General features: G+C 51.0%; 19 protein-coding genes and 3 tRNA genes. 18 read left to right on the forward strand and 4 right to left on the reverse strand.

The features are described from left to right. The 3 genes from B5D23_RS15240 to B5D23_RS12560 form a co-directional block, all read left to right on the forward strand. Positions 1 to 249: hypothetical protein (locus tag B5D23_RS15240; protein ID WP_234985095.1), on the forward strand; the 249-nt coding region annotated here is incomplete at its 5' end. 492 nt (positions 250 to 741) lie between these two features. Then, a tRNA-Val gene (locus tag B5D23_RS12555) sits at positions 742 to 817 on the forward strand. A 15-nt stretch (positions 818 to 832) separates the two neighbouring features. Then, positions 833 to 909: transfer RNA gene (locus B5D23_RS12560), tRNA-Asp, on the forward strand. 582 nt (positions 910 to 1,491) lie between these two features. On the opposite strand, the gene B5D23_RS12565 is transcribed toward B5D23_RS12560, so the two are convergent. Beyond that, complete coding sequence (locus tag B5D23_RS12565) at positions 1,492 to 3,978, reverse strand: sigma-54-dependent transcriptional regulator (protein WP_159445998.1); 2,487 nt, start codon at positions 3,976 to 3,978, stop codon at positions 1,492 to 1,494. A 200-nt stretch (positions 3,979 to 4,178) separates the two neighbouring features. Here B5D23_RS12565 and B5D23_RS12570 point away from each other — a divergent pair, with 200 nt between their 5' ends. The 9 genes from B5D23_RS12570 to B5D23_RS12605 all read left to right on the forward strand — a co-directional run bounded on the left by B5D23_RS12570 (position 4,179) and on the right by B5D23_RS12605 (position 13,711). After that, positions 4,179 to 5,846: a sensor histidine kinase gene (locus B5D23_RS12570; protein ID WP_078685797.1), complete on the forward strand. Its 1,668-nt coding sequence runs from the start codon at positions 4,179 to 4,181 to the stop codon at positions 5,844 to 5,846. A gap of 218 nt (positions 5,847 to 6,064) precedes the next feature. Next, entirely contained in the window at positions 6,065 to 6,487 is a 423-nt protein-coding gene (locus B5D23_RS12575) for a response regulator (protein WP_234985096.1), read from the forward strand. Between the two features lie 38 nt (positions 6,488 to 6,525). Next, on the forward strand, positions 6,526 to 7,425 hold the full coding sequence (locus tag B5D23_RS12580; RefSeq protein WP_078685798.1) for a CBS domain-containing protein: 900 nt from the start codon (positions 6,526 to 6,528) through the stop codon (positions 7,423 to 7,425). A gap of 33 nt (positions 7,426 to 7,458) precedes the next feature. Continuing rightward, complete coding sequence (locus B5D23_RS12585) at positions 7,459 to 9,315, forward strand: SLC13 family permease (protein ID WP_078685799.1); 1,857 nt, start codon at positions 7,459 to 7,461, stop codon at positions 9,313 to 9,315. Between the two features lie 68 nt (positions 9,316 to 9,383). Further along, entirely contained in the window at positions 9,384 to 9,533 is a 150-nt protein-coding gene (locus B5D23_RS15140) for a hypothetical protein (RefSeq protein ID WP_200803664.1), read from the forward strand. 12 nt (positions 9,534 to 9,545) lie between these two features. After that, positions 9,546 to 10,109 (forward strand): YIP1 family protein, encoded by a 564-nt coding sequence (locus B5D23_RS12590; protein WP_078685800.1) that lies wholly within the window; start codon positions 9,546 to 9,548, stop codon positions 10,107 to 10,109. 100 nt (positions 10,110 to 10,209) lie between these two features. Then, entirely contained in the window at positions 10,210 to 10,617 is a 408-nt protein-coding gene (locus tag B5D23_RS12595) for a response regulator (protein WP_078685801.1), read from the forward strand. Next, complete coding sequence (locus B5D23_RS12600; RefSeq protein ID WP_159445999.1) at positions 10,604 to 13,243, forward strand: PEP/pyruvate-binding domain-containing protein; 2,640 nt, start codon at positions 10,604 to 10,606, stop codon at positions 13,241 to 13,243. The genes B5D23_RS12595 and B5D23_RS12600 overlap by 14 nt, the downstream gene beginning before the upstream one ends. A 48-nt stretch (positions 13,244 to 13,291) precedes the next feature. Next, a complete protein-coding gene (locus tag B5D23_RS12605; protein ID WP_078685803.1) occupies positions 13,292 to 13,711 on the forward strand; it encodes a response regulator in 420 nt (139 codons plus the stop codon). Positions 13,712 to 14,210: 499 nt separating this feature from the next. On the opposite strand, the gene B5D23_RS12615 is transcribed toward B5D23_RS12605, so the two are convergent. Beyond that, a complete protein-coding gene (locus B5D23_RS12615; RefSeq protein WP_078685805.1) occupies positions 14,211 to 14,732 on the reverse strand; it encodes a hypothetical protein in 522 nt (173 codons plus the stop codon). A 587-nt stretch (positions 14,733 to 15,319) separates the two neighbouring features. Between B5D23_RS12615 and B5D23_RS12620 the strand changes: the two genes are divergently transcribed. Both B5D23_RS12620 and B5D23_RS12625 read left to right on the forward strand, forming a co-directional pair. Beyond that, positions 15,320 to 15,396 (forward strand) — tRNA-Asp (locus B5D23_RS12620). Between the two features lie 177 nt (positions 15,397 to 15,573). Beyond that, positions 15,574 to 16,809 carry a glycosyltransferase family 2 protein gene (locus B5D23_RS12625; RefSeq protein ID WP_078685806.1) on the forward strand — a complete coding sequence of 412 codons (1,236 nt, stop codon included), beginning with the start codon at positions 15,574 to 15,576 and terminating at the stop codon, positions 16,807 to 16,809. Between the two features lie 28 nt (positions 16,810 to 16,837). Here B5D23_RS12625 and B5D23_RS12630 read toward each other — a convergent pair whose 3' ends face one another. Next, positions 16,838 to 17,179 carry a hypothetical protein gene (locus B5D23_RS12630; RefSeq protein WP_078685807.1) on the reverse strand — a complete coding sequence of 114 codons (342 nt, stop codon included), beginning with the start codon at positions 17,177 to 17,179 and terminating at the stop codon, positions 16,838 to 16,840. Then, on the reverse strand, positions 17,172 to 18,854 hold the full coding sequence (locus B5D23_RS12635) for a hydantoinase/oxoprolinase N-terminal domain-containing protein (protein WP_078685808.1): 1,683 nt from the start codon (positions 18,852 to 18,854) through the stop codon (positions 17,172 to 17,174). Before B5D23_RS12635 ends, B5D23_RS12630 begins: the two co-directional genes overlap by 8 nt. A gap of 353 nt (positions 18,855 to 19,207) precedes the next feature. On the opposite strand from B5D23_RS12635, the gene speA reads away from it, so the two are divergent. Genes speA through speB form a run of 4 tightly spaced genes read left to right on the forward strand, consistent with a single transcriptional unit; the run spans position 19,208 to position 24,341 of the window. Further along, positions 19,208 to 21,145 carry a biosynthetic arginine decarboxylase gene (gene speA / locus B5D23_RS12640; protein WP_078685809.1) on the forward strand — a complete coding sequence of 646 codons (1,938 nt, stop codon included), beginning with the start codon at positions 19,208 to 19,210 and terminating at the stop codon, positions 21,143 to 21,145. A gap of 11 nt (positions 21,146 to 21,156) precedes the next feature. Further along, complete coding sequence (locus B5D23_RS12645) at positions 21,157 to 22,335, forward strand: saccharopine dehydrogenase family protein (protein ID WP_078685810.1); 1,179 nt, start codon at positions 21,157 to 21,159, stop codon at positions 22,333 to 22,335. Continuing rightward, a complete protein-coding gene (nspC, locus tag B5D23_RS12650; protein WP_078685811.1) occupies positions 22,314 to 23,468 on the forward strand; it encodes a carboxynorspermidine decarboxylase in 1,155 nt (384 codons plus the stop codon). The genes B5D23_RS12645 and nspC overlap by 22 nt, the downstream gene beginning before the upstream one ends. Positions 23,469 to 23,495: 27 nt before the next feature. Next, entirely contained in the window at positions 23,496 to 24,341 is an 846-nt protein-coding gene (gene speB, locus B5D23_RS12655; protein WP_078685820.1) for an agmatinase, read from the forward strand. Positions 24,342 to 24,514: the final 173 nt, after the last annotated feature.

Below are 24,514 nucleotides of genomic sequence, written 5' to 3' on the forward strand. Positions count from 1 at the left end.
TATGGGACGTATGGGACGTATGGGACGTATGGGACGTATGTTTCTTTTTTATACCAAAAAAAGGTAAATATTGCCAAATTTACGCTATGCCGGGTTTTAGCCTTTACGAAAGGTAAACACACGTTAGGATATAAAAAAATACGTTATACGGCGTTTAATTTTGTTTGTAATTCAAATAAAAAGAGTCGCTTAGCTCGGAGGGAAAAAAGGGGCGGAAGTGATGCTTTTCATGCTGTACACTTTTTCTAGACAATTTGTACGGTGTTCTAGTGATGTTAAGCGAAGCTGTCTTGAAAAAAGAGAGAGTTATGGATCTTTGAACAGACAAGAGGCATCCTGTTTGGGATTATACTTTAGGTTTTAGGATGTGCAAAAAAAATTTGCTCCAACAGAAGATTCTCTTTTTGAGGCTTTTATGAGAAAGTACATGTCTAGGGATGGTGTTTTCTCGATTCTTTTAGCGTATATTGTGTGCTTTTTTTATCTGTGCGAGGATTCATGGAGTCCTTGGAAATTCTGAAAAAAGTGAAAAAAACACTTCCCAAGGGAATATGGTTTGTATATAGTCTTGCTTCCTGAGTCGCTGAGGAACACTTCAGCAGCACAGGCAGCAGGAAAGAGAAGTATTCTCGCTGCTTACTTGTTCTTTTAGAGTTTGAAACTTTTTTTAAAAAAAGAAAAAAACTCGTTGACAAGATGAAGCACTCCGGATATTTACCATTCCCGTTGGAGAGAAAGAGTGGGCGAATAGCTCAGTTGGGAGAGCATCGGCCTTACAAGCCGAGGGTCACAGGTTCGAGCCCTGTTTCGCCCACCACTCAAAAATAAATGCGGAGCCGTAGTTAAGTCGGTTATAACGCTGGCCTGTCACGCCAGAGGCCGCGAGTTCGAGTCTCGTCGGCTCCGCCATCGAAATCAAAGCACTCATGTTTTTAGCATGGGTGCTTTTTTTCGTTTGGGATTCCGAAAGAGAGAACCGGGGCCAGCCCCAGCCCGCGAGGGCTGGATGGGTGGGAGGGGGGAAGTTGGGGGCGCTGCCCCCAAACCCCCGCGTAAGGGAATGATTCCCTTACGTATCCTCATCGAGTTTGAATTCCATCCACGCTTCGCGTGAATGAAATTCAAACTTGGGTGAGAAGGCGTAAAGAGCTTCTTTCTCTTTCCCGTGTGTTGCCTCCATTTTCTTTCTGAACGCTCGCGTTCAGAAAGAAAATAAGTGCGGTTTGGAAAAGGCAAAAGAACCCGCGTTAGGGAAACGCCCACTAGGCCAAAATTAAAGGGCCGGATGTAAGGGAAAGCCAACGGCTTTCACACATCCGGCCCTTTAATTTTGGGCGAAAGCGGGATTCCCAAGGGCCTCGTCCTTGGGCGGGGTCAAGGGGCGGCGCCCCTTGCGGGGGGGGGCAGCGCCCCAATAAAATTGCACCCCTTGCCTTGCAGAGCACGAGATAGAGTCTCGTATAACCCCACCCACCCAAGCTCAACTCTTTTCTAGTCCTGCTTTGCGACAACATAGCGCGTCGCGGGGCCTTTCCCCTGCTTGCTCAAAATACCAAGCGAAACCAGTTCGTTGAGGTCGTAGTTTGCAGTTCGTGGAGAAAGCTCGCCGCCGACAAATTCCTGATACTCACTCCGCGAAAATTCAAGATGCTCCAACATGCAGGGCCACGCTTTCTGTTGCCGCTCATTGAATTGTTCTAAAGGAGACACACGGGGTTGCTTCGCGGTGGCGGACTCACATTCAGAGGATGCGGGGAGTCGTGGAGTGGGGACATCGACCTGAATGTCGGCAATATGAACCGGCTCTAAGGTCTCCGCGCCAAGGCGAATTTCTTCTGCCTGAATAATATCTGTTTCGGCCATGACCGCCGCGCGGGTGATGGCGTTGACAAGCTCGCGAATGTTCCCTGGCCACTCGTATTCGTTGAGCCGGATGAGCGCGCCTTTGCTGAGCCTCAAACCGGTGCGGGCCGTGAGCGCCTCGGCCTGTTCCAAATAATGCAGGGCCAAAAGCGGAATGTTCTCGGTGTGCTCGCTGAGTGGCGGAGTGTGCAAGGACACGACCTTGAGTCGATAATAGAGATCCTCACGAAAACTGTTTTCCTGAATCATATCGACGAGATCAACGTTTGTGGCGGCAACTATACGAACATCAACAGAAATTTCTTCGTCGCTGCCTAGCGGTTTGATGCGACGAACGGAGAGCGCGCGTAATAATGATTGCTGCACCTTTGGGGATGCTGACTGAATCTCGTCAAGAAAGAGGGTGCCGCGATTTGCTTCCTGAAATGCTCCCTTGCGATCAGAGTGCGCCTCAGTGAAGGCTCCTTTGACGTGCCCAAAGAGAGCGTCGAGCAAGAGGTTTTCATCAAGCGCGCCACAGTTGATGCAGATAAAAGGGTTCCCCTTGCGGGCACTCTGCTGATGGATGGCCTCGGCAACAAGCTGTTTGCCTGTTCCTGTTTGACCAGAGATTAAAACATCAACATCCACCTGTGCGGCTTTGAGAATTGCACTTTTGAGTTCTGAAATCTGGGGGCCAATGCCAATGATGCTCGGAATGATGCTGAGTTGTGTTTGCTCAAGGAGCATTTTTTCTTCGGCGAGATCCGCGGGTTCGCGCAAGTTGACACTTTCAATGGTTGCGTCTTTCTGGCGAATAAGCTCCACCTGTTGCGCGATACGCTGAATCATGTTGTTGGCGGCAAGTTTGAGATTCTCAATGTCGCGACCACCGTAGGAGATTTCAATCTCTTTAAGCTCGGCGCCCTTGAGCGCGTCCAGCTGTTCAGAAAGCTCCCGGATGGGGGCCGTCAGCCTGCGACTGATCCAGTAAATGAGCGGGCCAACAACGCAAATTGAGAGAATCGTTACGACAAGCATGACGTCGAGATATTGATAGCCTGCAAGGAGGAGAAGCTCACTGCGGTCAACCCGAACAAGACCTGCATAGACGTTGCGGGTGCCCGAAGTGCTCTGGAAACGAATTGGTGCGTAGGCGAAATAATAATTTTTAACGCCAGATGATCGGGCTTCGTCGTGAACAGTACGAAGATCTGACCTGCCTTTTCGAATTTCCTGAACCATGTTCCAATAGAGCGAGTTTTGCCTGTCTGGGCGAAACGCATTTTCAAGACCGGGGCGCCCCAGAGTTCCGGCATAACCAGAGCGCGCAAGATATGTCTCGAGCTTGCGAGACGTGTCTTTCTGATCGCCGGACTGGAAAAGCATCCAGCCATCGAGGTCGACAAAGTAGTCAAAGCGGAGTTCGCTGCTGCGTGGGAATGCCCAGATTGGTGAGTCCTTGCTGTTGTAAAGGGTCAGAATGTCTCGAATGTCTGAACTGGAAAGACAGAGACTCAGTAAACCGGGACGGGATTTTCCGGGAAGAGTGTATGGCGTGACGAGCCGAATGACGTGACGGCGTACAAGAAGGTTCGCAGAATCAGGATGATGAACAGGATAGCGAACTTCCTGAACGGGAGAAATCCAGACTTCTCCGGGGGCCAGCTTTGGGGTCTCTTCGAAAAGAAGAAGAGGGTGCGGGGAAAGACGCGAATAGTCTTTGCCGAGGACGCGACGAATTTCCCCGTTACTCCGATACAGAAAAATATGCTGCTCGTCGCCGGGGTCTGTGTAAGAAAATTCGAGGTAGTGAACACCGCCAGCCTCAGCAATGTTCGTCATGAACTGCCGCATGGATTCTTCATCAAGCTTATGCTGCGCGGCATACAGCAGATCCTGTCGACTCTGCTCAAGGAAGCCTTCCACTTCGTGAGCAACGGCAAGATTCTGTAGACGAATAAATCGTTCAATTCCTTCGGTAATGTACCGTTCCGCAACGCCGTAACTCGTCATGCCGAGCACTATAAGCATGAGGATGACGCAGGGAATAAGTGCGGCCATGAGCCGACCACGCAAACCAAAAGAAATGGGAAAATATCGTCGTTGTTTTTTACGTTTTGTGTGATTCTTCATGGTGCAAGCTCCGTGCTGCACCTCGGGCATATGTCGCAAGTATTGCGCAAAATGGAAAAAGGTCAAGCAGAGAAGTAAACTTCTTGCCAGATTGCGAGAAATTTTTGGTATGGGCATTGCTACATAATGAGATGCGCGCTTTGTCTGCGAAATGATAGAGTCGATATGCATCTTTTTATGAATATGGAGGAAAATCTCACATGAAGCCTGACATGTATAAAGATGTGCGAAAAATGCTCCTTGTGGTGATGATACTGGTCCCGGCAATACCGTTTCTGGCTTCCCTCGCAATTGGCTATTCATCCTATAGAGCCTCAATGGAGCGCTCGGCGTTCCACGTTGCAGAGAGAATAGCAGAAGACCATGCTATTTTGATTTCATCTTTTTTGGACGAGCGAAGGATTGATCTTGAATCCATTCTAAGCACGGTTCCGGTGACGTCACTCCTTGAGCAGGACCAGCTCGACCGGGTTTTTCAGTCCCTGCAAAGAACGTCTAAAACCTTTATTGATATTGGCCTGATTGATGAAAACGGCGTGCAAAAGAGCTACGCAGGTCCCTTTGATCTTGTGGGCAAGCAGTATTCACATCAGCCGTGGTTTTCGAAAACTCTTCAGTCCGGGAGTTACGTGAGTGACGTCTACCTTGGCTATCGTCATCGTCCGCATTTTACTGTGGCAGTGGCAGCTGGCGAGGGGAAAGGGCGCTGGGTCCTTCGTGCGACGGTCGATCAGGGGCTTTTTGGTGACCTTGTTCAGGGGGTGAGCATTGGAGAGACGGGTGAGGCCTTTATTGTCAATGACGCCGCCGTTCTCCAGACGACAAAGCGCTCGGGAGGAACGATTCTCTCCGTGGAAGAAAGCTCTCAGTGTCTGCTGGATCAGGAGGGGGTGAGTACGGGGCTTCATGGGGAATATATTTGTGCTGTTGCGCCAATCAAGGGCACGTTGTGGCTTTTGGTGGTGCGGCAGAAAACGTCGGAAGCCTTTGCCGAATTTGACTGGGCCGCACGAACGATTGCCTTGGTGTCTTTGGCTGGTGGTATTTTTATTGTCAGTCTGGCAATTCTTGTGAGTAGCCGTGTTGTGGCAATTCTTCGCTCAAAAGAGGCAGAGCGAAGGGAAATGGAAAATCATTTGCTGCGGGCTGCCCGCCTTGCAGAGCTTGGAGAAATGTCGGCTGGTTTTGCGCATGAGATTAATAATCCTTTGCAGGTTATGAAAAGTGAAATTGCGCTGATGGAAATGAATGCAGCGGCTTTGAAGGAAGACCAGCCGCTTGAAGAGGCTGATAAGAAGGAGCTGCAAAGCAGTCTGGAGCAGGTGAATTTTCAGATAGATCGCTGTGCGGCAATTACTCGGTCAATTCTGAAATTTGGCAGGTATCCCGGGCCTGAGAATACAGCGGTGGACCTGCATGTGTATCTGCCAGAGGCGACGCTCATGATGCAGCGCAAAGCAAAGGTTTCGGGCGTCGATTTTTCTTTGATTATTCCAGCAGAGATTCCGCGCGTCATGGCTGACCCTGGGCAACTCCAGCAGGTTTTGGTGAATGTGCTCAATAATGCACTTCAGGCCATTGAGGAACGGCACGGTTTTGAGGGGGGAGTGCTGAGGGTGAGCGTGTCGAGGACGCCTCCAGATCTTGTGCAGATTGAAGTCGAAGACAATGGCTCAGGCATGAGCCGCGATGTGTTGGCAAAAATATTTAATCCATTTTTTACAACCAAGGCACCGGGCAAGGGGACGGGCCTTGGGCTTTCAGTGTGTCACGCTATTATGGATGGTATGGGCGGTGGCATCACTGCTCAAAGTAGAGAAGGAAAGGGGGCTGTGTTTACAATGACGCTTCCTGAATATTCACATTAACGAGAGCATATGAACGAGGACGGTCAGCAATGGCCGTCTTTTTTTTGCGCAAGGAATTTTGCGCGATTGTCGTGGGGAGAGATTATATAAGACATTGTTTTATATTGATATTTTTTGGCACGAGGGTTGCTCTCTACAGTATGAGAAATCACATCGCTTGCACGATAGGCGTGATGCTCCGGGAAAGCTAACAGCGCAAGGTAAAGCAGGGGAATATAATGAAGACTGGAATGATGACCATCCTCTTGGTGGATGATGAAAAAAGACTTCTGGAAAACACGCAGAAGCTTTTTGAAAAGATGAACATTCGGGTCCTTCTTGCTCAGAACAGCAACGAAGCGCTTTCCATCATCACGCGTGACCCAATTGATGTTATCTTTTTGGATATTAAAATGCCCGGAAATGATGGAATGAAAACGCTTCAGCACATCAAGCGAATTCGTCCGCTGACCGAGGTCATCATCATAACAGGTCACGCAAGCATGGAAGACGCTGTCGAGGGACTCAAGCTTGGCGCAATGGATTTTTTGGTCAAGCCCCTGAGTATGAAAGATCTTTTGAAGAAAGCAGAGGAAGCTTTTGAAAAGGTTCGAAGGCACAGCGAGCTTCTTGAGTCGGTGAAGAAGTCTGAAAATTTGTAAGTGTTGCCTTGAGGAAGACACTAATGAGGAGACACCCTATGTCGAAAATTCGGATTCTGATGGTCGACGACGAAGAACGGTTCCGTACCGTGACGGCCACAATACTTGGACGAAAAGGGTTCGAGACTCTTGTCGCAGAAAATGGAGAGCAGGCTCTCGAGAAATTGAAGGAATCGCCAGATGTCGTTGTGCTGGACGTCCGCATGGGAACAATGGACGGGCACAAGACCTTGCGCGAAATCAAAAAAACGCATCCACATTTACCAGTGATTATGCTGACTGGCCACGGCGCAATGCCGAGCGCAGAGCAGGCACTGGAAGAGGGGGCGTTCGATTACCTCGCTAAGCCCTGTGACATTGACCTGCTGGCCGCAAAAATCCAGAGCGCTGTGCGCAGTGGATCTCCCCGTTCAAAAGAAGAGAAAAGCGTTCGCGAAGTCATGGTGCCAGTCGAAAATTACACCTCAATTCCTGTGGACTGCACGGTCCGCGATGCCATTGAAGCTTTGGAGCGTGAGCGAAACGAGTTTGTGGCAACAGATCGTTTGATGGCGATTGGTCACAGCTCTGTGCTGGTCTCAGGAAAAAGTGGGGAGCTGGTTGGGATTATCTCGCCGCGCAATCTGATTCAGGCAATTCGACCTGCCTATCTCACGGCTCCCAAACCCTCTATGGCGGAGACTCTCCAGTATTCCACCATGTTTTGGAAAGGGCTTTTCAACTCGCGTGCTCGCGAAATCATGAGCCTTAGTGTTTCAGAAATTATGTCTGAAAGACCGCCTCATGTGGACGTGAGCGCAAACCTGATGGAAGTCGCAGAGCGGATGACCTGCGATCGCTGTCGGCGTGTTGCTGTCATGGAAGAAGGAAAACTCATTGGAATTATTCGGGAACAGGATCTGTTTTACGAAATCGCCGCGATTATTTCCAACAGCTAGCACGGATTGAACTGAATCCAAACGAGGTGTTCCATGTCTCAAGCAAAAAATGAAAAGAAAGCGACAGGTTACGACAAGTACGTAAACTGGAAGCTCTTAATCATACCGATCATTCTTTTTACACTCATTCTTGTGCTCCCAACTCCAGACGGAATGAAGCGAGTGGGGACGCAGTATCAGGTCGGTCCAAAGGTTGTTGTGAATTACGTGTGCGAACAGCTTTTTGACAAGCCCAGCGCAAATGCTGAGCAGTGGGAAATCCTGACTGCCCGTATGATGGAGCGCAACATGCGCATGGGCGCCCTGACAAAAGACCGCTTCATGAAGCGTAATGAGAAGTGGTGTAAAAAGTACAACATTCCGGTTGATTCGGAAAACTTTGAACGGGCAACGTCGTATATTGGGGAAAACGTCAGCCCTGAGCGATACAACGACGTCATGAAGAGCAGTTTTGATCTGCGTATGCACAAGCTGGATTTTAACCAGCTCGAAGGGCAGGACAAAAAGGCTGCAGAAACAGGGACCTGGCATATCAAGGTTGCCATCGCAATGGTCGTTTTTGTCGTATTCTGCTTTATGACAGAGTGCATGCCCTTGCCGGGCGTGGCTTTTTGTATCGGTCTGATTCTTGTCTTTAGTGGCGTTGTCACCCGGCAGCAGGTTGCCATGCTGTACTGGTCGGACGCATGCTGGTTTATTATGGGTTCTCTCATGTTTGCGACGGCGTTCGTCAAGACAGGCGTGGACAAGCGCATGTGTCTGATGATGTTCAAAAAGCTTGCAGTTCCAAATGTCAGATGGATTACCCTGATTTTCTTCCTGATTATTAGTCCACTGGCAGCATTCATTTCTGACCACGCTCTCGCGGCTATGTTCCTGCCTATTGGTATGCTGCTGTATCAGAACAGCCTGACCGAGGAGATTCCTGAGGACAAGGAACTTGCCAAGATGCTGATGATCGCCATTGCCATGGCGTGCAACATCGGTGGCCCAGGCGCTCCGTCCGGTGGTGCCCGAAACGTTATTATGATGACCTACCTGACCGATATGTTTGGCTTTGATATCGGTTATTTCCAGTGGGTCACCTATTGTATTCCCTTTGTCATCATTATGATTCCGTTGACATGGCTTGCGGTAAACACCCTGTTTAAGCCTCGGATCAAGTCACTTGCTCCTGCCATGCGCCATCTGGAAGCCGAAATAGGCAAGATGGGCAAGTGGAACAGGAGTCAGATCTGGGCCGTTATCATCTTTGTCGTGATGGTCTGGGGCTGGTTTACTGAGAAGCTGTTCTTCAACATGGGCATTTACCCTGTTCGTCTTGGCATCGGTGTTATCGCCGTTGCCGGTGCTGTGGCATACCTTCTCGCCGGTGTCGTGAACTGGCGTGACTACCACCAGAACGTGGACTGGGGTGTTGTCTGGCTGTACGCCGGTGCAATTATCTTTGGTCGAACTCTGGATACGACAGGTGCTGCGTACTGGCTGGCAGACTCTGTGGTGCAGATGCTGGCTCCGTTTGGCATGGACCACGGACTCCCGCTGATGCTGACTTCGAATGGATTGACCGCTGTGCTGACAAACCTGATGGCGGACGGTCCTGCTGCTGCCGCAGTTGGTCCGATTACGCTGAACATGGCGGGTATCGTTCACCCTGGTACGACATTCTTGCCCTTCATGGCTATGTCGACAGCTATTGCATCATCCTTTGCGTACTGCCTTATCATCGGTACTCCGCCGAACGCGATTGTCTATGCTTCCGGGTATCTGGAACCAAAGGACTACCTGCGTATTGGCATCCCGATGTGGTTCGTTGCAAACATCGTCGTTATTCTCGTGACCGCTGGCTACTGGACCTGGAGAGGGTTTAGCGGCTTGCCGGGATTCTAGAAAAACAGCAGGCAAGGTAGCGGCCCGGCGGCTGGGTCGCTACCTTCTGCCAGATAAGGGGAAAAGCAATGCATGAGCAGAAAAAGGGAAAGTTTTTTTACCACGAAAATGGGGTCACATATTTTACCAAGCGAACAGAGCGGTCCATCTTGTTTGTCCTGACGCTGATTATGCTTGGCTGGGGCATTGTGGAAGGGCTTATTGGGCTTGGGCACTAAGGAGGCGAGATCATGTCGACAGCAGAAGCGGTTCAAAGTTCGGCAAAAGGTTTGAGCGTTAGGGACTACATTGATGCTCTAGTGAATATTATTCGCTCGCCAGCGGGGTTTTATGCCGAAACGCGGCAGGAAGAAGGCTATCGCAAGCCCGCTACCTTTTTGTGTATTTCCGCAGTCTTTTTTGCCACTGTGAGCATGAGTTACTTTTACGACAACTCGGCAACAATGGGCTTTATTTATCTCGCTAACGCACTGTTTATGCCCATTCTTGCCGCTGTTTTTACCTTTATTCTTGTCGGGATGACTCCGGGAACGCGGGCAACTTTTCCTCAGATTTTTTCTGTCTATGCCTATGCGTCTGGCGCGGTCATGGTTGTGTCGTGGATTCCTGCACTGGGGACCGTTTTTGAACTCCTCCGTGCCGCGCTGGTCACCGTTGGTCTCGTGAAGGCCTGTGGCATGGGCTGGATTCGCTCATTGTGTTGTGTGGCTTTGACTGCGGTTCTTTTACTGTGTTTTTTCTGGTCGCTCGCTCCGGTGTTAATCGACATAAAGACTATGCTTTCCTCGTTGTAGAAAGCGATTGCAAGCTCCCCAAAAGACCGCTTCTGGAGTGCCTCCACCGGTGCAAGACCCTCCCCGGTGGGGGCCAACTCCAAAGGTGCAGGAGAAGAGTATGCAGAAGACCCGGCTTTTACTCGTTGATGACGAACAGGTTTTTTTGGCAAACACGGCGCAGCGCTTTGCCCGTCGCAATGTTGATGTTGAAACTGCATCGAACGGGGCACAGGCCCTCGAACTTTTGAACAGCATGGCGTTTGATGTTGCTGTTCTCGATATCTCTATGCCGGGAATGGGCGGTCTGAAACTTTTGGAAAAGCTGCGGGGGATCGCTCCCCAAACCGAGGTGATTTTGCTTTCGGGCTATGCCAGCACAGAAACCGCCTTGCGAGGGCTGGCCCTTGGTGCCAGTGAATACATGCTCAAGCCCGTTCCGTTTGATGAACTGTATTTCAAGGTTGTGGAAGCGGCCCGGACCGCTGAAACTCTGGGTGCCTCGGGAGAAGACAATGAGCATTCTTGATTCGGTAAAAAAAATGATGCACCGCCGCCGCGAGCTGCTTGCTCAGCAGGGGCAGGGAGACATGGCGCGATTTTTGGGGCGTTGCGAACGGTTTCGCCAGCTTTTGGCGGCAAATCATGTGGCATTGGAATCAATGTCGGACATGGGTGACGCCCTTGCTGGTTTGCGGCTGATTGATATGAATTACGTTCGTTCGCAAAGTGTGACGACCGTTGCCGCTGTCGGTCGCATGGTCGGGGCACTGTGTGCCATGCACCCCGGAAAGTATGATGCTCTTCGTCCTCAGCTTCGGCAGATTGCTCGTGCACTCGACCCCATTTTGCATTTGCAGGAGGGGGGGGAGCCACAGGGACCCGTCGTTTTGCCTATGCAGGATGTGGCAGGGCGAACTGATCTTGCAGGCTCAAAGACTGCCCGTCTTGCTGAGCTTGGAGAAAAGCTCGACGTTGAGACGCCCAAGGGTATTGTTTTTTCCGCCGATGCGTTTCGGCTGTTTATGGGTGGTGGGTTGCGGGAGGAAATAGAGCGGTTGTGCATGATGTCAGAAGGCACGGGGCTTGATTCTCTGTATTCCCTTTCTGCCCGTATTTCTGACGCGATTGTAAGTGCTCCGATTCCTCAGCAGATTATTGATGAAGCGCTGACGCTTCTCACAGAGTTTTCACCGCGTGTGCATTTTGCTGTTCGCAGCAGTGCGCAGGATGAGGACATGCAGGGCATGTCCTTTGCCGGGCAGTATCGCTCGGTGCTGAATGTCTCTCCTCTGGAAATTTTTGATGCGTACAGGGATGTTGTGGCCAGTGCCTATTCCGTGACCGCGATGTCATATCGCCGAAATCGTGGGCTTCGCGATGACTGTGCGGTTATGTGTGTTGGCTGTATGGAGATGGTCGAGTCCGTGGCTGGTGGAGTGATGTACACCGCTGATCCTCTCGGCATCGATCATGACTGTGTTCACATTCATGCGGTGCCGGGACTTCCTGTTTCCATTGTTGATGGTGCGTGTGACCCGGATGTCTGGCTTGTGGATCGGGATTCACTCGTCATTTTGAAAGAGAGCATTGCCACAAAGCGGTGGATACACCGCTGCAATGATGATGGCGGAACCGTGCGTGCGCACCTTTCTGGTGAGGAGGCAACTGGGGCATCGCTCAACAGGAAGCAGGTTGTGCATCTCGCCAAGCTTGGCCGGGCAGTTGAATCATATTTTGGTACTCCTCAGGACATTGAGTGGGCGCTTGATGCTGGCGGGAATGTTGTCATTCTCCAGAGTCGTCCGCTGGAAATTCAGGATTTCTGCCGGATTGATGCACGTGCTCCGCAAGAGGATATTCTTTTTGAAGGAGGGAGCACTGCCAGCTCAGGAGTTGGAGCGGGGCGGGTTCATTATGTTTTTTGTGATGCGGATTTGCTCGCCTTGCCGGACGGTGCCGTTATGGTTGTCGATCAGGCGAATCCTTCCTGGGCATCTGCGCTTGATCGCGTTTCGGCTGTTCTTGCTGGGCACGGGAGTATTGCCGGGCATCTCGCCAATGTCGCGCGTGAGTTTAACGTTCCCGCGATTTTTGGCATGGAGAAGCTCGTTGAACGGCTTCAGGATTTGCCGGAAGTGTTGCGGGACGGAATTACCGTGGATGCTGATGCCTGTGCCCTATATCATGGAATTCACAAGGATCTTTTGGAGAAGAGCAGCGCAAAAGAACCGCTTTTTTTCATGGAAAACAGTCCGGTGATGGAGTGTCTTCGTCAGGCTATGGAGTACATAATTCCGCTTAATCTCAAGGACGCCAAGGCTCCTGATTTTTGTCCTGAATCGTGCCGGACGCTCCATGACATTACTCGTTTTTGTCATGAGAAGGCCGTGCGGGAAATGTTTGGGCGTTCTAGCAGCAGTATTCCTGCGCGTGCGGCGCGGCGGCTCGTGACGGATGTGCCAACACAGTACTGGGTTCTTGATCTTGGGGGTGGGCTTGCTCCGTGTACAGGAGACGTTGGGCCTGATGATGTGCGTTCTCTCCCCATGCGTGCGTTATGGCAGGGAATGAACTGCAAGGCATGGGAGGGGCCTCCGCCCGCGGATGCTCGTGGATTTTTTTCTGTGGTGATGGAAGCCGCTGCCAACCCCGCACTTGAAGCAGGGGCCATGAATTCAATGGGTGAGCGGAATTATTTTCTTGTTGGTGATGGCTACTGTAATTTGCAGTCCCGTTTTGGCTTTCATTTTAGCACCGTCGAAGGGCATGCAGGTCCGTTTGCAGAAGAGAATTATGCCTATCTGCAATTCAAGGGCGGCGGTGCGGACCCAGAACGGCGCAAGCTTCGTGCTGCTACAATTCGGAATATTTTGGCCCGGAAGGGATTCATGGCAAACGCCCGTGATGACGCTGTTTTCGCGAGTCTTGAGAATGTCTCTGCGCATCGCGTGTTGCGCGCCATGATTGTTTTGGGACACCTCATTGTGCACACTCGGCAGCTTGATATGGCAATGGGAGATATTCAGGCAGCAAAAGAATATGAGGTGGAGTTGATGGATGATATTTCTGAGGTTTTGCTTCGATCAGAACCAATGATCGTTTCCCTTTTAGGGCCATCAGCACGCATGGCCTCTACGGGCATGGAGCAGTAGCTACAGGAAGTTTCTCGTTGTCATGACTCTTTACGACCGGAGAACGAAATGGAACACCAGATTCGAGTACTCGTTGTCGATGACGAAGATCGGTTTCGAGAGAATATAACCAAGATTTTGAACGGCTCAGGCTTTGAGGCGCAGAGTGCCTCTGATGGCGAAACTGCCCTCAACAAGGTGGACAGTTATGAGTATGACGTTGTCTTGCTCGATATGAAAATGCCCGGCTTGAGCGGCGAGCAGACGCTTTGCAAAATGAAGGACTGTGGCGCTCAGGCGGAGGTCATCGTCTTGACTGGTCATGCCTCTGTGTCGGGTGCCCTCGACATGATGGACCTCGGCGCCTTTGACTATTTGCTCAAGCCCGCGGACATCCCTGAAATGCTCAAGAAGGTTCGCCTTGCGGGCGAGAAAAAACTGCTTCGCGAAGGGCGTATTGGTATGTCAGATATTTATTCTGGGAATTAGGCGCAGTGGTGTGGCGTGGGTGGGGGACGAGACTCTGTCTCGTGCTCTGCAAGGGGCACCGGGCGGGCCGGGGTGTTGTTGTTTTATTGGGACGCTGTCCCAAACCCTGCAAGGGGCGCTGCCCCTTGACCCCGCCCAAGGACGAGGCCCTTGGGAATCCCGCTATCGCTCAAAAAATACGGCTGAATGGGATGAAAGCTTCGCTTTCCTCTCCATCAGCCGTATTTTTTGAGCTAGTGGGCGTTTCCCGATTGCGTGTTCTTTTGCCTTTTTCTGTCGCACTTCTTTTCTTTCTGAACGCTTGCGTTCAGAAAGAAAATGGTGGCAACGCACGGGAAAGAGAAAGAAGCCGCTTTAGGCAGCCCCATTAAGTTTAAAAGCCGAGCAAGCGAAGCTTGCACGGCTTTTAAACTCGATGAGGATACGTAAGGGAATCATTCCCTTACGCGGGGGCTTGGGGGCTGGCCCCCAATCTTCCTCCCCCACCTCTCCTTTATTTTTATAACATTCTGTTTTTAATCAGGGCGTTCATGCGATCCATAGCCATGTAGATATCCTGAGCACCGCGCTTAATGGTGAGGAAGCCGTTGTCGGGGTCTTTTTTGGTTTGCACGATGCCGCGTTCGACGTTTTTAATCTGCATGTCGAGGTCGCGGATGTTGTCGAGCATCTGAATATCTTTTGCTTTTTTGGCATCAGAGCGGACCATTTCGACGCTGTGCTTCATTTCCATAACGCGTTTTTTCAGTGGTCCCATGTAGGTGTTGAGATTATCGAAATCAGCTTCCATTTTTTGAATGAGGACATCCATGTCGTTAAAGCTTTTTTCGATGCCAGCCATGCCGTCATACGGGCTTTTGTTGGCTTTTTGAGTTTGGGAAGAGCTGTGTTCAGCTTTCTTGGCGTGGGTATCATATTTGGATGAACCGTGAGGGTCGGAGTAATAGGATGAATTTGAGCACGCGATAACTCCAAAAGCCAAAAATGCCAGTGCCAGACTAAGCGTCAGCAGCTTTTTCATAGTTGCTCCTTTTTTGTGGCCTGGTTTGCGTTCCCCGAGGGGGACGGGAGAAACCAAGTGGGTAAGACGTGAAAATATTTGTGCGACAGACGGGGCTGAGGGGCCGGAGTGCCGCATTGAGTGCATAGAATACTCGAAAAGAGAGCCTGTGTCGTCCCTGATTGTAAAAAACTCTGTGCGGGCAACTGGTATGTCGCGTGTAAAACGAAACGAATAATGTAGGAGACTTGTTGAAAATACGCCGGTTGCGCTGCATGGGCTTTTTAATTGAGCCCAAAGGGTGAAGGATGGAAGTTAAATAATAGGGCGGGGAACAGAGAAAAAAGTTGAAGAGCCTGTTGCGTGGAGCTGGATGCATCGGAATGAAATGTTTGAAAGTCGAGAAACTTGATTTTTGAGCTGGAGCGATATTGAGGCAAAAGAAGAATTGTGCTGGGCAAGATTATGGAAAAAGAAAACTGCAAGTTCTTGCATTCTTTTGGGAAAAACCGGTCTTTTTGCTGAAAAAAATGAAAATTGTGTTGACAGGGTGGGGTAAATACCGCATTGTCTCCCTCACAGCGCGAGTGCATCGCGCCGCATAATGCGGAGCCGTAGTTAAGTCGGTTATAACGCTGGCCTGTCACGCCAGAGGCCGCGAGTTCGAGTCTCGTCGGCTCCGCCACGCAAATTCAAGGGTTACACAAATGTGTAACCCTTTTTTTGTGTCTTTGTGCAGGGGGTGTTTTTTTTGTTTTAATAGGGTTATGTCGTGATATTTCAAGTTGCCCAGAGAAGAGCTTTTTTGACTGTATACGGAACTTGAATCTCGTTACTCCTTATAGCCCTTTGCGAGAAAAACATGAATTCACCTCGACTTTCAGTCGTTATCCCTGTGCACAACAATTTCCTGTTGACGAAAGCTTGCCTTTTTTCTCTTAAGAAACATCACCCCAAGACCTCAATGGAAGTTATTATTGTTGATAATGCGTCAACTGATGAAACTGCAACAGTTCTTACACCATTGGGAGAGGGACTATTCCCTGGGGCATTCCAGCACATCCGTTTTCCTGAAAACAGAAATTTTGGCCCTGCCTGTAATGAGGGTGCTCAGCAGGCTCGTGGCGAATATCTCTTTTTGCTCAACAACGATACAGAAGTGACGGAAGGGTGGGTTGACCCTCTTGAGCAGGCCATAGCCTCTGACGACTATGCTGCTGTTGGCCCTCTTCTTCTGTATCCCGGCTCCCTGTGCGTTCCGAGAAATAGAGTGCAACACTTGGGCGTTGCCTCAAATCCACGCCAGCAAGTTCTTCACGCATATGAGTTTTTTCCTGTTGAGCATCCCGTTGTTGCCAGAAAGCGCAAGCTTCAGTGCATCACTGGTGCTGCACTTTTTATGCGCCGTCAGGTCTTTTCTGAGCTGGGCATGTTCTACCCCAAATATAAAAATGGATTCGAGGATGTTGATCTCTGCCTGACTCTGCGAGAAAAGCACCTCAAGTGCCAATGTGTCCCGAGAAGCGTGGTGTACCATCGGCAGGGGCAAACTCTGGGGCGCTATGCAAATGACACTGCAAATGCAGAACTCCTCTCGACGCGATTTCAGCGGTATTTTGAGCCTGACTACCATCGTTTTTTATTTCAGGATGGCTATGAGTTGCAGGCCGATGCGTTTTTGGATTTTCGTGCTCAGCCCCATGCTTCGCGCATGGCGGAATTGAGGAAGAGGATGGCAGAACAGAACGATCTGGACGCCTGTCGTGCGTTGATCCTTGAGGAACCTTTGTTTGAACCTGCATACCGTCGTTTTATTGAGTTGAGCGAGAATGCGGAGAGTGCTGTTCAGTGCGCCTATCTGGGGCACAGATTTTTTGGCGGTCCGTGGTGGGCAGTAAAGTTGTTTCAGATTGGACGAGCGATCGAAAACCAGATGCTTATGCAAACAGCGCAAGGTTCGCTTTTGCGTTATGAGAGGCAGGGAATAGAGACCATGATACCGATTGCGCAAAAGGGCGCGAGAGACGCAAGCAGGAGCGGAAATAATTTTTTGTCTACTCTGTACCTGGACTGGATGAAGCGATTTGCAAGGAGATAAAAAAAGGCACCCCGGAGGGTGCCTTTTTTTATTGCAGTCGTTCGAGTGGGTCTGTGGCGGAGCTTGCTGCAAAGAAAAATTCTTTGTCGAATGGGCCAAAATGCCCTTCGTCGCCAACGAGTTCAAAAAAGTGGAGGCGGGTGTATCGCTTGCAGCGTTTGGGATCGACTTTAAACTTCACATAGAAATCAAATTTCGGCATGGAGTGGCGGGACTCGGTCAGGTCAATGACCCGATCGTCAAATTCGCACCATGCGTGTGCTTCCCACTGCTCTTCTTTCCATATCCAGCCGTGGACGACCTCGACTCGAGTGTTTTCACTTGCGGCCTCAAGGCAGCTTTCAAAAGATGTTGGCTTTCTATCAAACATGTTCTGTGGTCTCCGTTTGCTTCGTGGCAAATTCTTTGGCGCCAAGCAGGGCCGCACCAAGGGCGTTGCCTACTTCATAATGTTCCGGGAAACTGATTTCTGTCGAGAGGTGTTGTGCGACAGGGGGAAGAAGTTTTTCTGCTGCCGCCCCAATGCCAACGAGTGGTATGGTGAGCGCCGCGTCAAAGTGAACAAGCGACATGCCGTCTTTTCGCGAGAGAAAGTCGACCATGTTCCCGCCGATTTCTTTGCGTACAACGTGCTCAAGTATTGCTGTCTCGATTTTGTGCCGAGTCATTTCGAGCACCTTTTCGGAAAGGCTGCGCGCATCAAGGCCAAGCTGCTTTGCCAGCGCTTCTGCGCCTTGCGTTGAGGTTGTGGCATTTCCGATATGAAGTTCACCCAGAACGTGGAGGGCGTCTGTTGGTGTAAAGCCGATTTCGGCGACTTTTTGCTCGCGCACGAGGTGCCCAAGGCGTTCTTCCAGCGCTATGTTGCCAATGCCTGTCCGAGACATCAGTTCGCCATACGGCGTTGGGCCATTTTCTTTCAGGCACTGGAGTACGTTGTCATTCTCGAGGTCTTCGTCTCGGCAGAAGCGGTCAAGTGTGATGAGACGAGTATAGTCGTCAACGCCGAGCCAGCTTGTTGGATCGGGAATTTCTCCCGCCATGCAGAGCGGCAAGACACGCTCGGGACCAACCGCGAGCTTGCCGCCAATGGTTTTCCTGACCTGAGAGTCGCCGCCAATGCCTACCGTAAACATTTCGACGGCATCGATGTGGGTTTCCCATTCACCAATACGGCTTCCACCTTTTTTGATGGTTGGTTTATTGCCGCGAATCAGGGTGACGTCAGTCGTGGTTCCGCCCACGTCGACAATAAGGGCGTCTTCGCCCGGAGCAAAGGCAGTTCCGAAATATGATGTTGCAGCAGGGCCACTGGCAAAGGTGTCTGCGGCTCGCTTGACGGCATGCTCAATGCTCATGAGACTGGCGTTGCCGCGAACGATTGACACCGGGCAATCAAGTCCCTGTCCGCGCATGGCTTTTTTTACGCCACGCAAAAATTCTTGCATCACAGGCATAAGTCGGGCGTGAAGCACTGTGGTTGCTGCCCGTTCCTTCATGCCTGCGCGCTGGCTGACTTCGTGAGAACAGAACACCGGACAGCCCGGAGCGAGCATGGAGATTGCTTTTTCCGCAACCTGCTCGTGGGCGGGATTGGTGAAGCTCATGGCTGCGCTTACGGCAAAGGCATCAACATATGGGGCAAGTGTCCCAATGCCCTCGACCAGTGCTTCCATGTCCAGAGGATCTTCTTCCTCTCCGGTAATTTTGTGGCCGCCCTTGGCGTAGACAACAGAAACAACAGGGAGGTCGAGTGCCTTTGTCAGGCCGATGATGACGAGCCCAACTTTTGCTCCTTTGTCTTCGACCACCGCATTTGTCGCAAGGGTGGTGGATACAGAGACAAAAGACACCTGACTTGGGGGGATGGCACTCTCCTGCATGACGTGCACAAGTGCTTCTGTTAAACCAATGCTCAGGTTGCTATGCGTTGTGGGGGCCTTGGCCGTGGCAACAACATTTCCAGAGCTTTTTTCGAGCAATACCGCGTCTGTATATGTGCCACCTGTATCAATGCCGATGGCGTATTTTTTTTCTCCGTTCATCTCGGTAAATCCTTTGGCATATTAGGCGTTTCGTCTCTTGGTCGAGTCAAACCTACTGCGCTCTGTGCGCATTGACAAGAAAACTTTGTGATAAAATGCACGCAGCGTGTTTGGCTTTTTTTGTAAAGCAAAACACGCTGCCATCGTCGCGGCTTGGTGGTGGAAATACCCTCCGGAAAGGGCTACGCTTATGTCTCATGTATTGACGTGAGATGTAAAAACTATTAATAGGCGCGCTCCATCTTACTAGGGGAGGAAAACTCCCTGTTTGGCGAACGTCCTGATTTGATGCGCTCGGTCCGAGAGCTGTGGGCAGTTCGGAATGTTTTGTGATGGCGAAGGAGGGTGCTCTCATGGCTAAAAAGCCCGTATTTGAGCAATGGAATGTGGAACGCTCCTCAGACTTGTATGGAATCAAGAACTGGGGGAGCGGGTACTTTGATGTTTCTGATGCTGGAAACGTCGTGATAACACCTTTTGGGGAGAATGGACCGACAGTGTCCATTCCAGAAGTCATTGGCGGGCTTAAGGACAGAGGCATGAATTTGCCTGTGTTACTCCGCATTGAAAATATTTTGGAGCATCAGATCTCCGTTTTGCATGACTGCTTTAACTCCTCGATTCATGAACTTGGTTACAAAGGCGAATTTCGTGGCGTCTTTCCCGTGAAAGTGAATCAGCAGGAACAGGTTATTCGCAAGATTGCAGAGTATGGCAAAGAGCATCACCACGGCCTCGAAGTCGGCAGTAAGGCCGAACTGATTGCCGCGCTTGCCTACCTCGAAGACAAAGAAGCCTGTCTGGTCTGCAATGGCTATAAGGACCAGGAATTTGTCGATATGGCACTTTATGCGTGCAAAATGGGCTTCAACTGTATCCTTGTTTTGGAGATGCCCGGTGAGCTGCCGCTTATTCTGGAGCGTTCCGAAGCCTTGAACGTTGTGCCGCAGATTGGTGTGCGCATTAAGCTCTCATCCCGCGCTGGCGGGCACTGGGTCGAATCCGGTGGAGACTTGTCTATCTTTGGCCTGTCTACAGCAGAAGTTGTCGACGTGCTCGATGCCCTGCGTGAGAAAGGTCGCCTTGATTCTCTTCAGCTTTTACATTTCCATCTTGGATCACAGATTTCCAACATTCGGGACATTCGAGAAGCATTGCGTGAAGCCTGCCGAGTCTATGCCGGACTGGTCGACGAAGGCGCGCAGATGAAATACCTCGATCTTGGTGGTGGTCTTGCTGTTGATTATGATGGCTCGCATACCAATTACCTTTCGAGCAGAAACTACACGCTCAAGGAATATTGCGCAGACATTGTCGAAACTGTCATGAGCATTATGGATGAGCGGGAAATTTCTCATCCGTATATCATTACAGAGTCTGGCCGTGCCACTGTTGCGTACTATTCTGTGCTGCTGTTTGACATTTTGGACGTGAGCCGTCTGGAAGAGCGTCCTGTTCCAGAGACCCTTCCCGAAGGAACTCCGGAGCCGATTCTGAACCTTTTGGAAGTGTATAATTCCATTTCGCTTAAGAATCTTCAGGAGTGCTACAACGACGCCATTTACTACCGTGATGAAGTGCGGCAGATGTTCCGTGTTGGCAACAGCTCGCTCAGGGACAGGTCCGTTGCAGAAACCATCTTTTGGGCTATCATCAAGGAAATTGCCCTGCGCGTGGACAACGTGAAGCGCCCAAGCGAAGAAATGGCAGGCATTCAGGATTCTTTGGCCAGCATTTATTACGCAAATATGAGCATTTTCCAGTCCTTGCCGGACGCATGGGCCATTGAGCAGCTTTTCCCGGTGATGCCTGTGCATCGTCTGGATGAGCAGCCCACAGAAAAAGTCGTTTTGGCAGACATAACCTGCGACTGTGACGGCAAACTGGATCGCTTTATTGATACCCGTGGCGTGCAGCGGACTTTGGACCTGCATTCGCTCAGGCAGGGGGAAGCCTATAATCTCGGTGCGTTCCTTGTTGGTGCGTATCAGGAGACTCTCGGTGACCTGCATAACCTGTTCGGCGATACGAATGTGGTCTCTATCCATGTGGAACCGGACGGGTCCTTTGATTTTGTTCGAGAGCTGGACGGCGATTCTGTCGCAGATGTTCTCTCTTATGTTGAGTATGATCCAAAAGCTGTGCTTGAGCGGTTCCGGACTATGGCGGAACGCGGTGTTCGCGAGAAATACATCACGCCAAGTGAACGCTTTTCGATTATGAAAGCCTATGAAAAGTGCCTGCGCGGGTCGACCTATCTCAAGGCCTGCGGCAGCAAGACCTCGTGCTAAAGGGGAAAAACATGTCTAGAGTTCTTATCATTGGTGCTGGTGGCGTTGGCTCCGTTGTCGTCCACAAATGTGCTCAGGTGCCCGAAGTTTTTTCTGAAATTTGCCTTGCGAGCCGGACACTTTCCAAGTGCGATGCCATCGCTGCTCAGCTTGATCGTCCTATTCAGACCGCACAGGTTGATGCCGACAATGTCCCCGAGATGGTGGAACTGATTCGTTCCTTTAAGCCGGACCTCGTGTTGAACGTCGCGCTTCCGTATCAGGACCTTCATATTATGGATGCCTGTCTTGAGACTGGAGTGGATTATCTGGATACCGCAAACTACGAGCCTCTTGATGAGGCCAAGTTTGAGTACAGCTGGCAGTGGGCCTATCAGGAGCGTTTTCGCGAGAAGGGCATCACTGCGCTTCTGGGAAGTGGCTTTGATCCCGGTGTAACCAACGTGTTTTGTGCCTATGCTCAGAAGCATCATTTTGACGAGATTCATCAGCTCGACATTATTGACTGCAATGCAGGCGATCACGGCAAGCACTTTGCCACCAACTTTAATCCGGAAATCAACATCCGTGAGGTGACGGCAAAAGGCCGCTACTGGGAGCGTGGGGAGTGGGTTGAAACTGATCCGCTGTCCTGGTCCATGAATTATGATTTCCCTGAAGGCATTGGCTCCAAGAAGTGCTACCTGATGTATCACGAAGAGCTGGAGTCTTTGGTGCAGAATCTCAAGGGCATCAAGCGTGCCCGTTTCTGGATGACCTTCTCCGATCAGTATCTCAAGCATCTTGAGGTCTTGGAGAACGTGGGCATGACCCGTATTGATCCTGTTGAGTACAATGGCACAGAGGTCGTTCCGCTTCAGTTCCTGAAAGCGCTTCTTCCTGACCCCGCATCTCTTGGTCCGGACACCAAGGGCAAAACCTGCATTGGTTGCCTTATGCAGGGCGTGAAGGATGGCAAGCCCAAGACGGTCTACATTTACAACATTTGTGACCATCAGCAGGCGTACGCAGAAGTAAAGTCTCAGGCTGTGTCCTATACGACCGGAGTCCCGGCCATGATTGGTGCCATGATGGTCATGACTGGGACGTGGAAGAAACCCGGCGTGTTCAACATGGAGCAGTTTGATCCTGATCCGTTCATGGAAAAGCTGAACAAGCATGGTCTGCCGTGGAAAGAAATTATCTCTTAGCACTTTTGGAGCAGAATCCGCCGACTCCCTGTTTCGTTGTGGACGAGGCCCTGCTTGAGCGGAATCTGGAAATTCTGGATTCTGTGCAGCAGCGGACTGGTGCGCGGATTCTGCTTGCTCTGAAAGGTTTTGCCATGTTTAGCGTGTTTCCGCTTTTGCGGGGCACGCTGCATGGCGTTTGTGCGAGTTCTCCGCATGAAGCCCGTCTTGGGCGTGAGGAATTTGGGCGTGAGGTGCATGCTTTTGCTGCTGCCTATTCTGAGCAGGACATGCGAGAGCTGGTTACGCTTTGCGATCACATCTCATTTAATTCTTTTGCGCAGTATGCACGCTTTCGTCCCATGATCGATGCGGCAGCGCATCAGATTCATTGCTCCATCCGTATCAATCCGGAACATTCCGAGGGCGCTGTTCCCCTTTATGATCCATGTTCTCCCGGCTCGCGGCTGGGAGTTCGGCGGGCGCAGTTTGATGAGTCTGCTTTTGATGGCATCGCAGGGCTTCATTTTCATACCTTATGCGAGCAGAATGCTGCGCCTCTGGCCCGGACTCTTGACGTGGTCGAGAAGAATTTCGGGCACGTTCTCCACAAGATGGAATGGCTCAACATGGGGGGCGGGCACCACATTACGCGTGAGGATTATGACATTGATCTTCTGTGTGAGTGTATTGACCGTGTTCAGCAGCGTTATGGGGTACAGGTGTATCTTGAACCCGGCGAGGCCGTCGCGTTGAATACCGGATTTCTCGTTTCAACTGTTCTTGATGTGATTGAGGCTGACATGCCGATTGCAATTTTGGACAGCTCTGCTGCGGCCCACATGCCCGATGTTTTGGAAATGCCGTACAGGCCCCACATCATTGGCTCAGGCAAAGCGCGTGAAAAAGCATGGACCTGTCGCATGGGGGGGCATTCCTGTCTCGCCGGGGATGTGATGGGTGAGTATTCTTTTGATACCCCCCTTGCTCCCGGTGATCGTGTCGTGTTTACGGATATGGCGATTTACAGCATGGTCAAGACCAACACCTTTAACGGGCTAAAGCTTCCGAGTCTTGCCGTGTGTCGCAATGGCAAGGATCTGCGCGTTATTCGTGAATTTGGTTATGACGAGTACAGGCGGCGTCTCTCTTAGCCGCGTTGGAGTTTTTGAGTGGAAGAACTGCATCGTTTTTTTTCTTCTGAGTTGGCCCCCGGTGCTCCAGAGGACGCCCGGTTTCACGTCATCCCTGTGCCCTATGAAAAGACTGTTTCCTATGGCGGTGGGACGCAGCATGGGCCAGCTGCTCTTCTTGAGGCTTCAGATCAGCTTGAGTTATGGAATGGTTTTTCCGTTCCCGCAGAGCACGGCATTTACACGCAGCCCTTTGTTGATTGTAGTGGCGATGCCGAGAGCGTCTTGTCTCGCATACAGGTTGCGGTCCGCGCTGCGCTTGATGTTGGTGGGCTTCCCATTTTGCTTGGCGGTGAGCACACGGTAACTCTTGGTGCGCTTCGGGAGTTGCATGCTGAGCATGGCGAGTTTGGCATTATTCAGTTTGATGCTCATGCGGATTTACGCGACGAGTATGAAGGCTCCAAGCTGAGTCACGCCTGTGTTATGCGGCGTGCCGTTAGCGATCTCGGTCTTCCCCTTTTTCAGCTTGGCGTTCGCGCCCTTTGTGAGGAAGAAGAGCAGTTTCGCGTTGAGCACGGGATTCCGCACCATGACGGGTGGGACATTGGTGTGAACGGTATTTCTCACGTTTCTCTCCCCGAAGTTTTCCCCAAAAAAGTTTACGTGACCTTTGATGTGGATGGTCTTGATGCTTCCATTATGCCCGCCACAGGCACCCCCGTGCCCGGCGGCATTCAGTGGTATCAGGCACTTCAGCTTTTGCAGGCCCTTTTAGCAGGGCGCCAGTGTATTGGCGCTGACGTTGTCGAGCTTGCTCCTATTTCAGGCCTTCACTATTGCGAATTCACCGCCGCGCAGCTTTGCTACAATATTATGGGCTTTATGCGCTAGGTGGGAGAATATTGCGAGCCAGCCCCAGCCCGGAAGGGCTGGATAGGTGGGAGGGGAAGATTGGGGGCGCCGCCCCCAAACCCCCGCGTAAGGGAATGATTCCCTTACGTATCCTCATCGAGTTTAAAAGCCGTTCAAGCTTCGCTTGGACGGCTTTTAAACTTGTTGGGGCT

Source organism: Desulfobaculum bizertense DSM 18034 (assembly GCF_900167065.1).
Taxonomy (GTDB): domain Bacteria; phylum Desulfobacterota; class Desulfovibrionia; order Desulfovibrionales; family Desulfovibrionaceae; genus Desulfobaculum; species Desulfobaculum bizertense.

Coding starts and splice junctions, on each gene's coding strand:
- B5D23_RS12565 (WP_159445998.1), bottom strand. CDS start 3,978: ATGAAGAATCACACAAAACGTAAAAAACAACGACGATATTTTCCCATT.
- B5D23_RS12570 (WP_078685797.1), top strand. CDS start 4,179: ATGAAGCCTGACATGTATAAAGATGTGCGAAAAATGCTCCTTGTGGTG.
- B5D23_RS12575 (WP_234985096.1), top strand. CDS start 6,065: ATGAAGACTGGAATGATGACCATCCTCTTGGTGGATGATGAAAAAAGA.
- B5D23_RS12580 (WP_078685798.1), top strand. CDS start 6,526: ATGTCGAAAATTCGGATTCTGATGGTCGACGACGAAGAACGGTTCCGT.
- B5D23_RS12585 (WP_078685799.1), top strand. CDS start 7,459: ATGTCTCAAGCAAAAAATGAAAAGAAAGCGACAGGTTACGACAAGTAC.
- B5D23_RS15140 (WP_200803664.1), top strand. CDS start 9,384: ATGCATGAGCAGAAAAAGGGAAAGTTTTTTTACCACGAAAATGGGGTC.
- B5D23_RS12590 (WP_078685800.1), top strand. CDS start 9,546: ATGTCGACAGCAGAAGCGGTTCAAAGTTCGGCAAAAGGTTTGAGCGTT.
- B5D23_RS12595 (WP_078685801.1), top strand. CDS start 10,210: ATGCAGAAGACCCGGCTTTTACTCGTTGATGACGAACAGGTTTTTTTG.
- B5D23_RS12600 (WP_159445999.1), top strand. CDS start 10,604: ATGAGCATTCTTGATTCGGTAAAAAAAATGATGCACCGCCGCCGCGAG.
- B5D23_RS12605 (WP_078685803.1), top strand. CDS start 13,292: ATGGAACACCAGATTCGAGTACTCGTTGTCGATGACGAAGATCGGTTT.
- B5D23_RS12615 (WP_078685805.1), bottom strand. CDS start 14,732: ATGAAAAAGCTGCTGACGCTTAGTCTGGCACTGGCATTTTTGGCTTTT.
- B5D23_RS12625 (WP_078685806.1), top strand. CDS start 15,574: ATGAATTCACCTCGACTTTCAGTCGTTATCCCTGTGCACAACAATTTC.
- B5D23_RS12630 (WP_078685807.1), bottom strand. CDS start 17,179: ATGTTTGATAGAAAGCCAACATCTTTTGAAAGCTGCCTTGAGGCCGCA.
- B5D23_RS12635 (WP_078685808.1), bottom strand. CDS start 18,854: ATGAACGGAGAAAAAAAATACGCCATCGGCATTGATACAGGTGGCACA.
- speA (WP_078685809.1), top strand. CDS start 19,208: ATGGCTAAAAAGCCCGTATTTGAGCAATGGAATGTGGAACGCTCCTCA.
- B5D23_RS12645 (WP_078685810.1), top strand. CDS start 21,157: ATGTCTAGAGTTCTTATCATTGGTGCTGGTGGCGTTGGCTCCGTTGTC.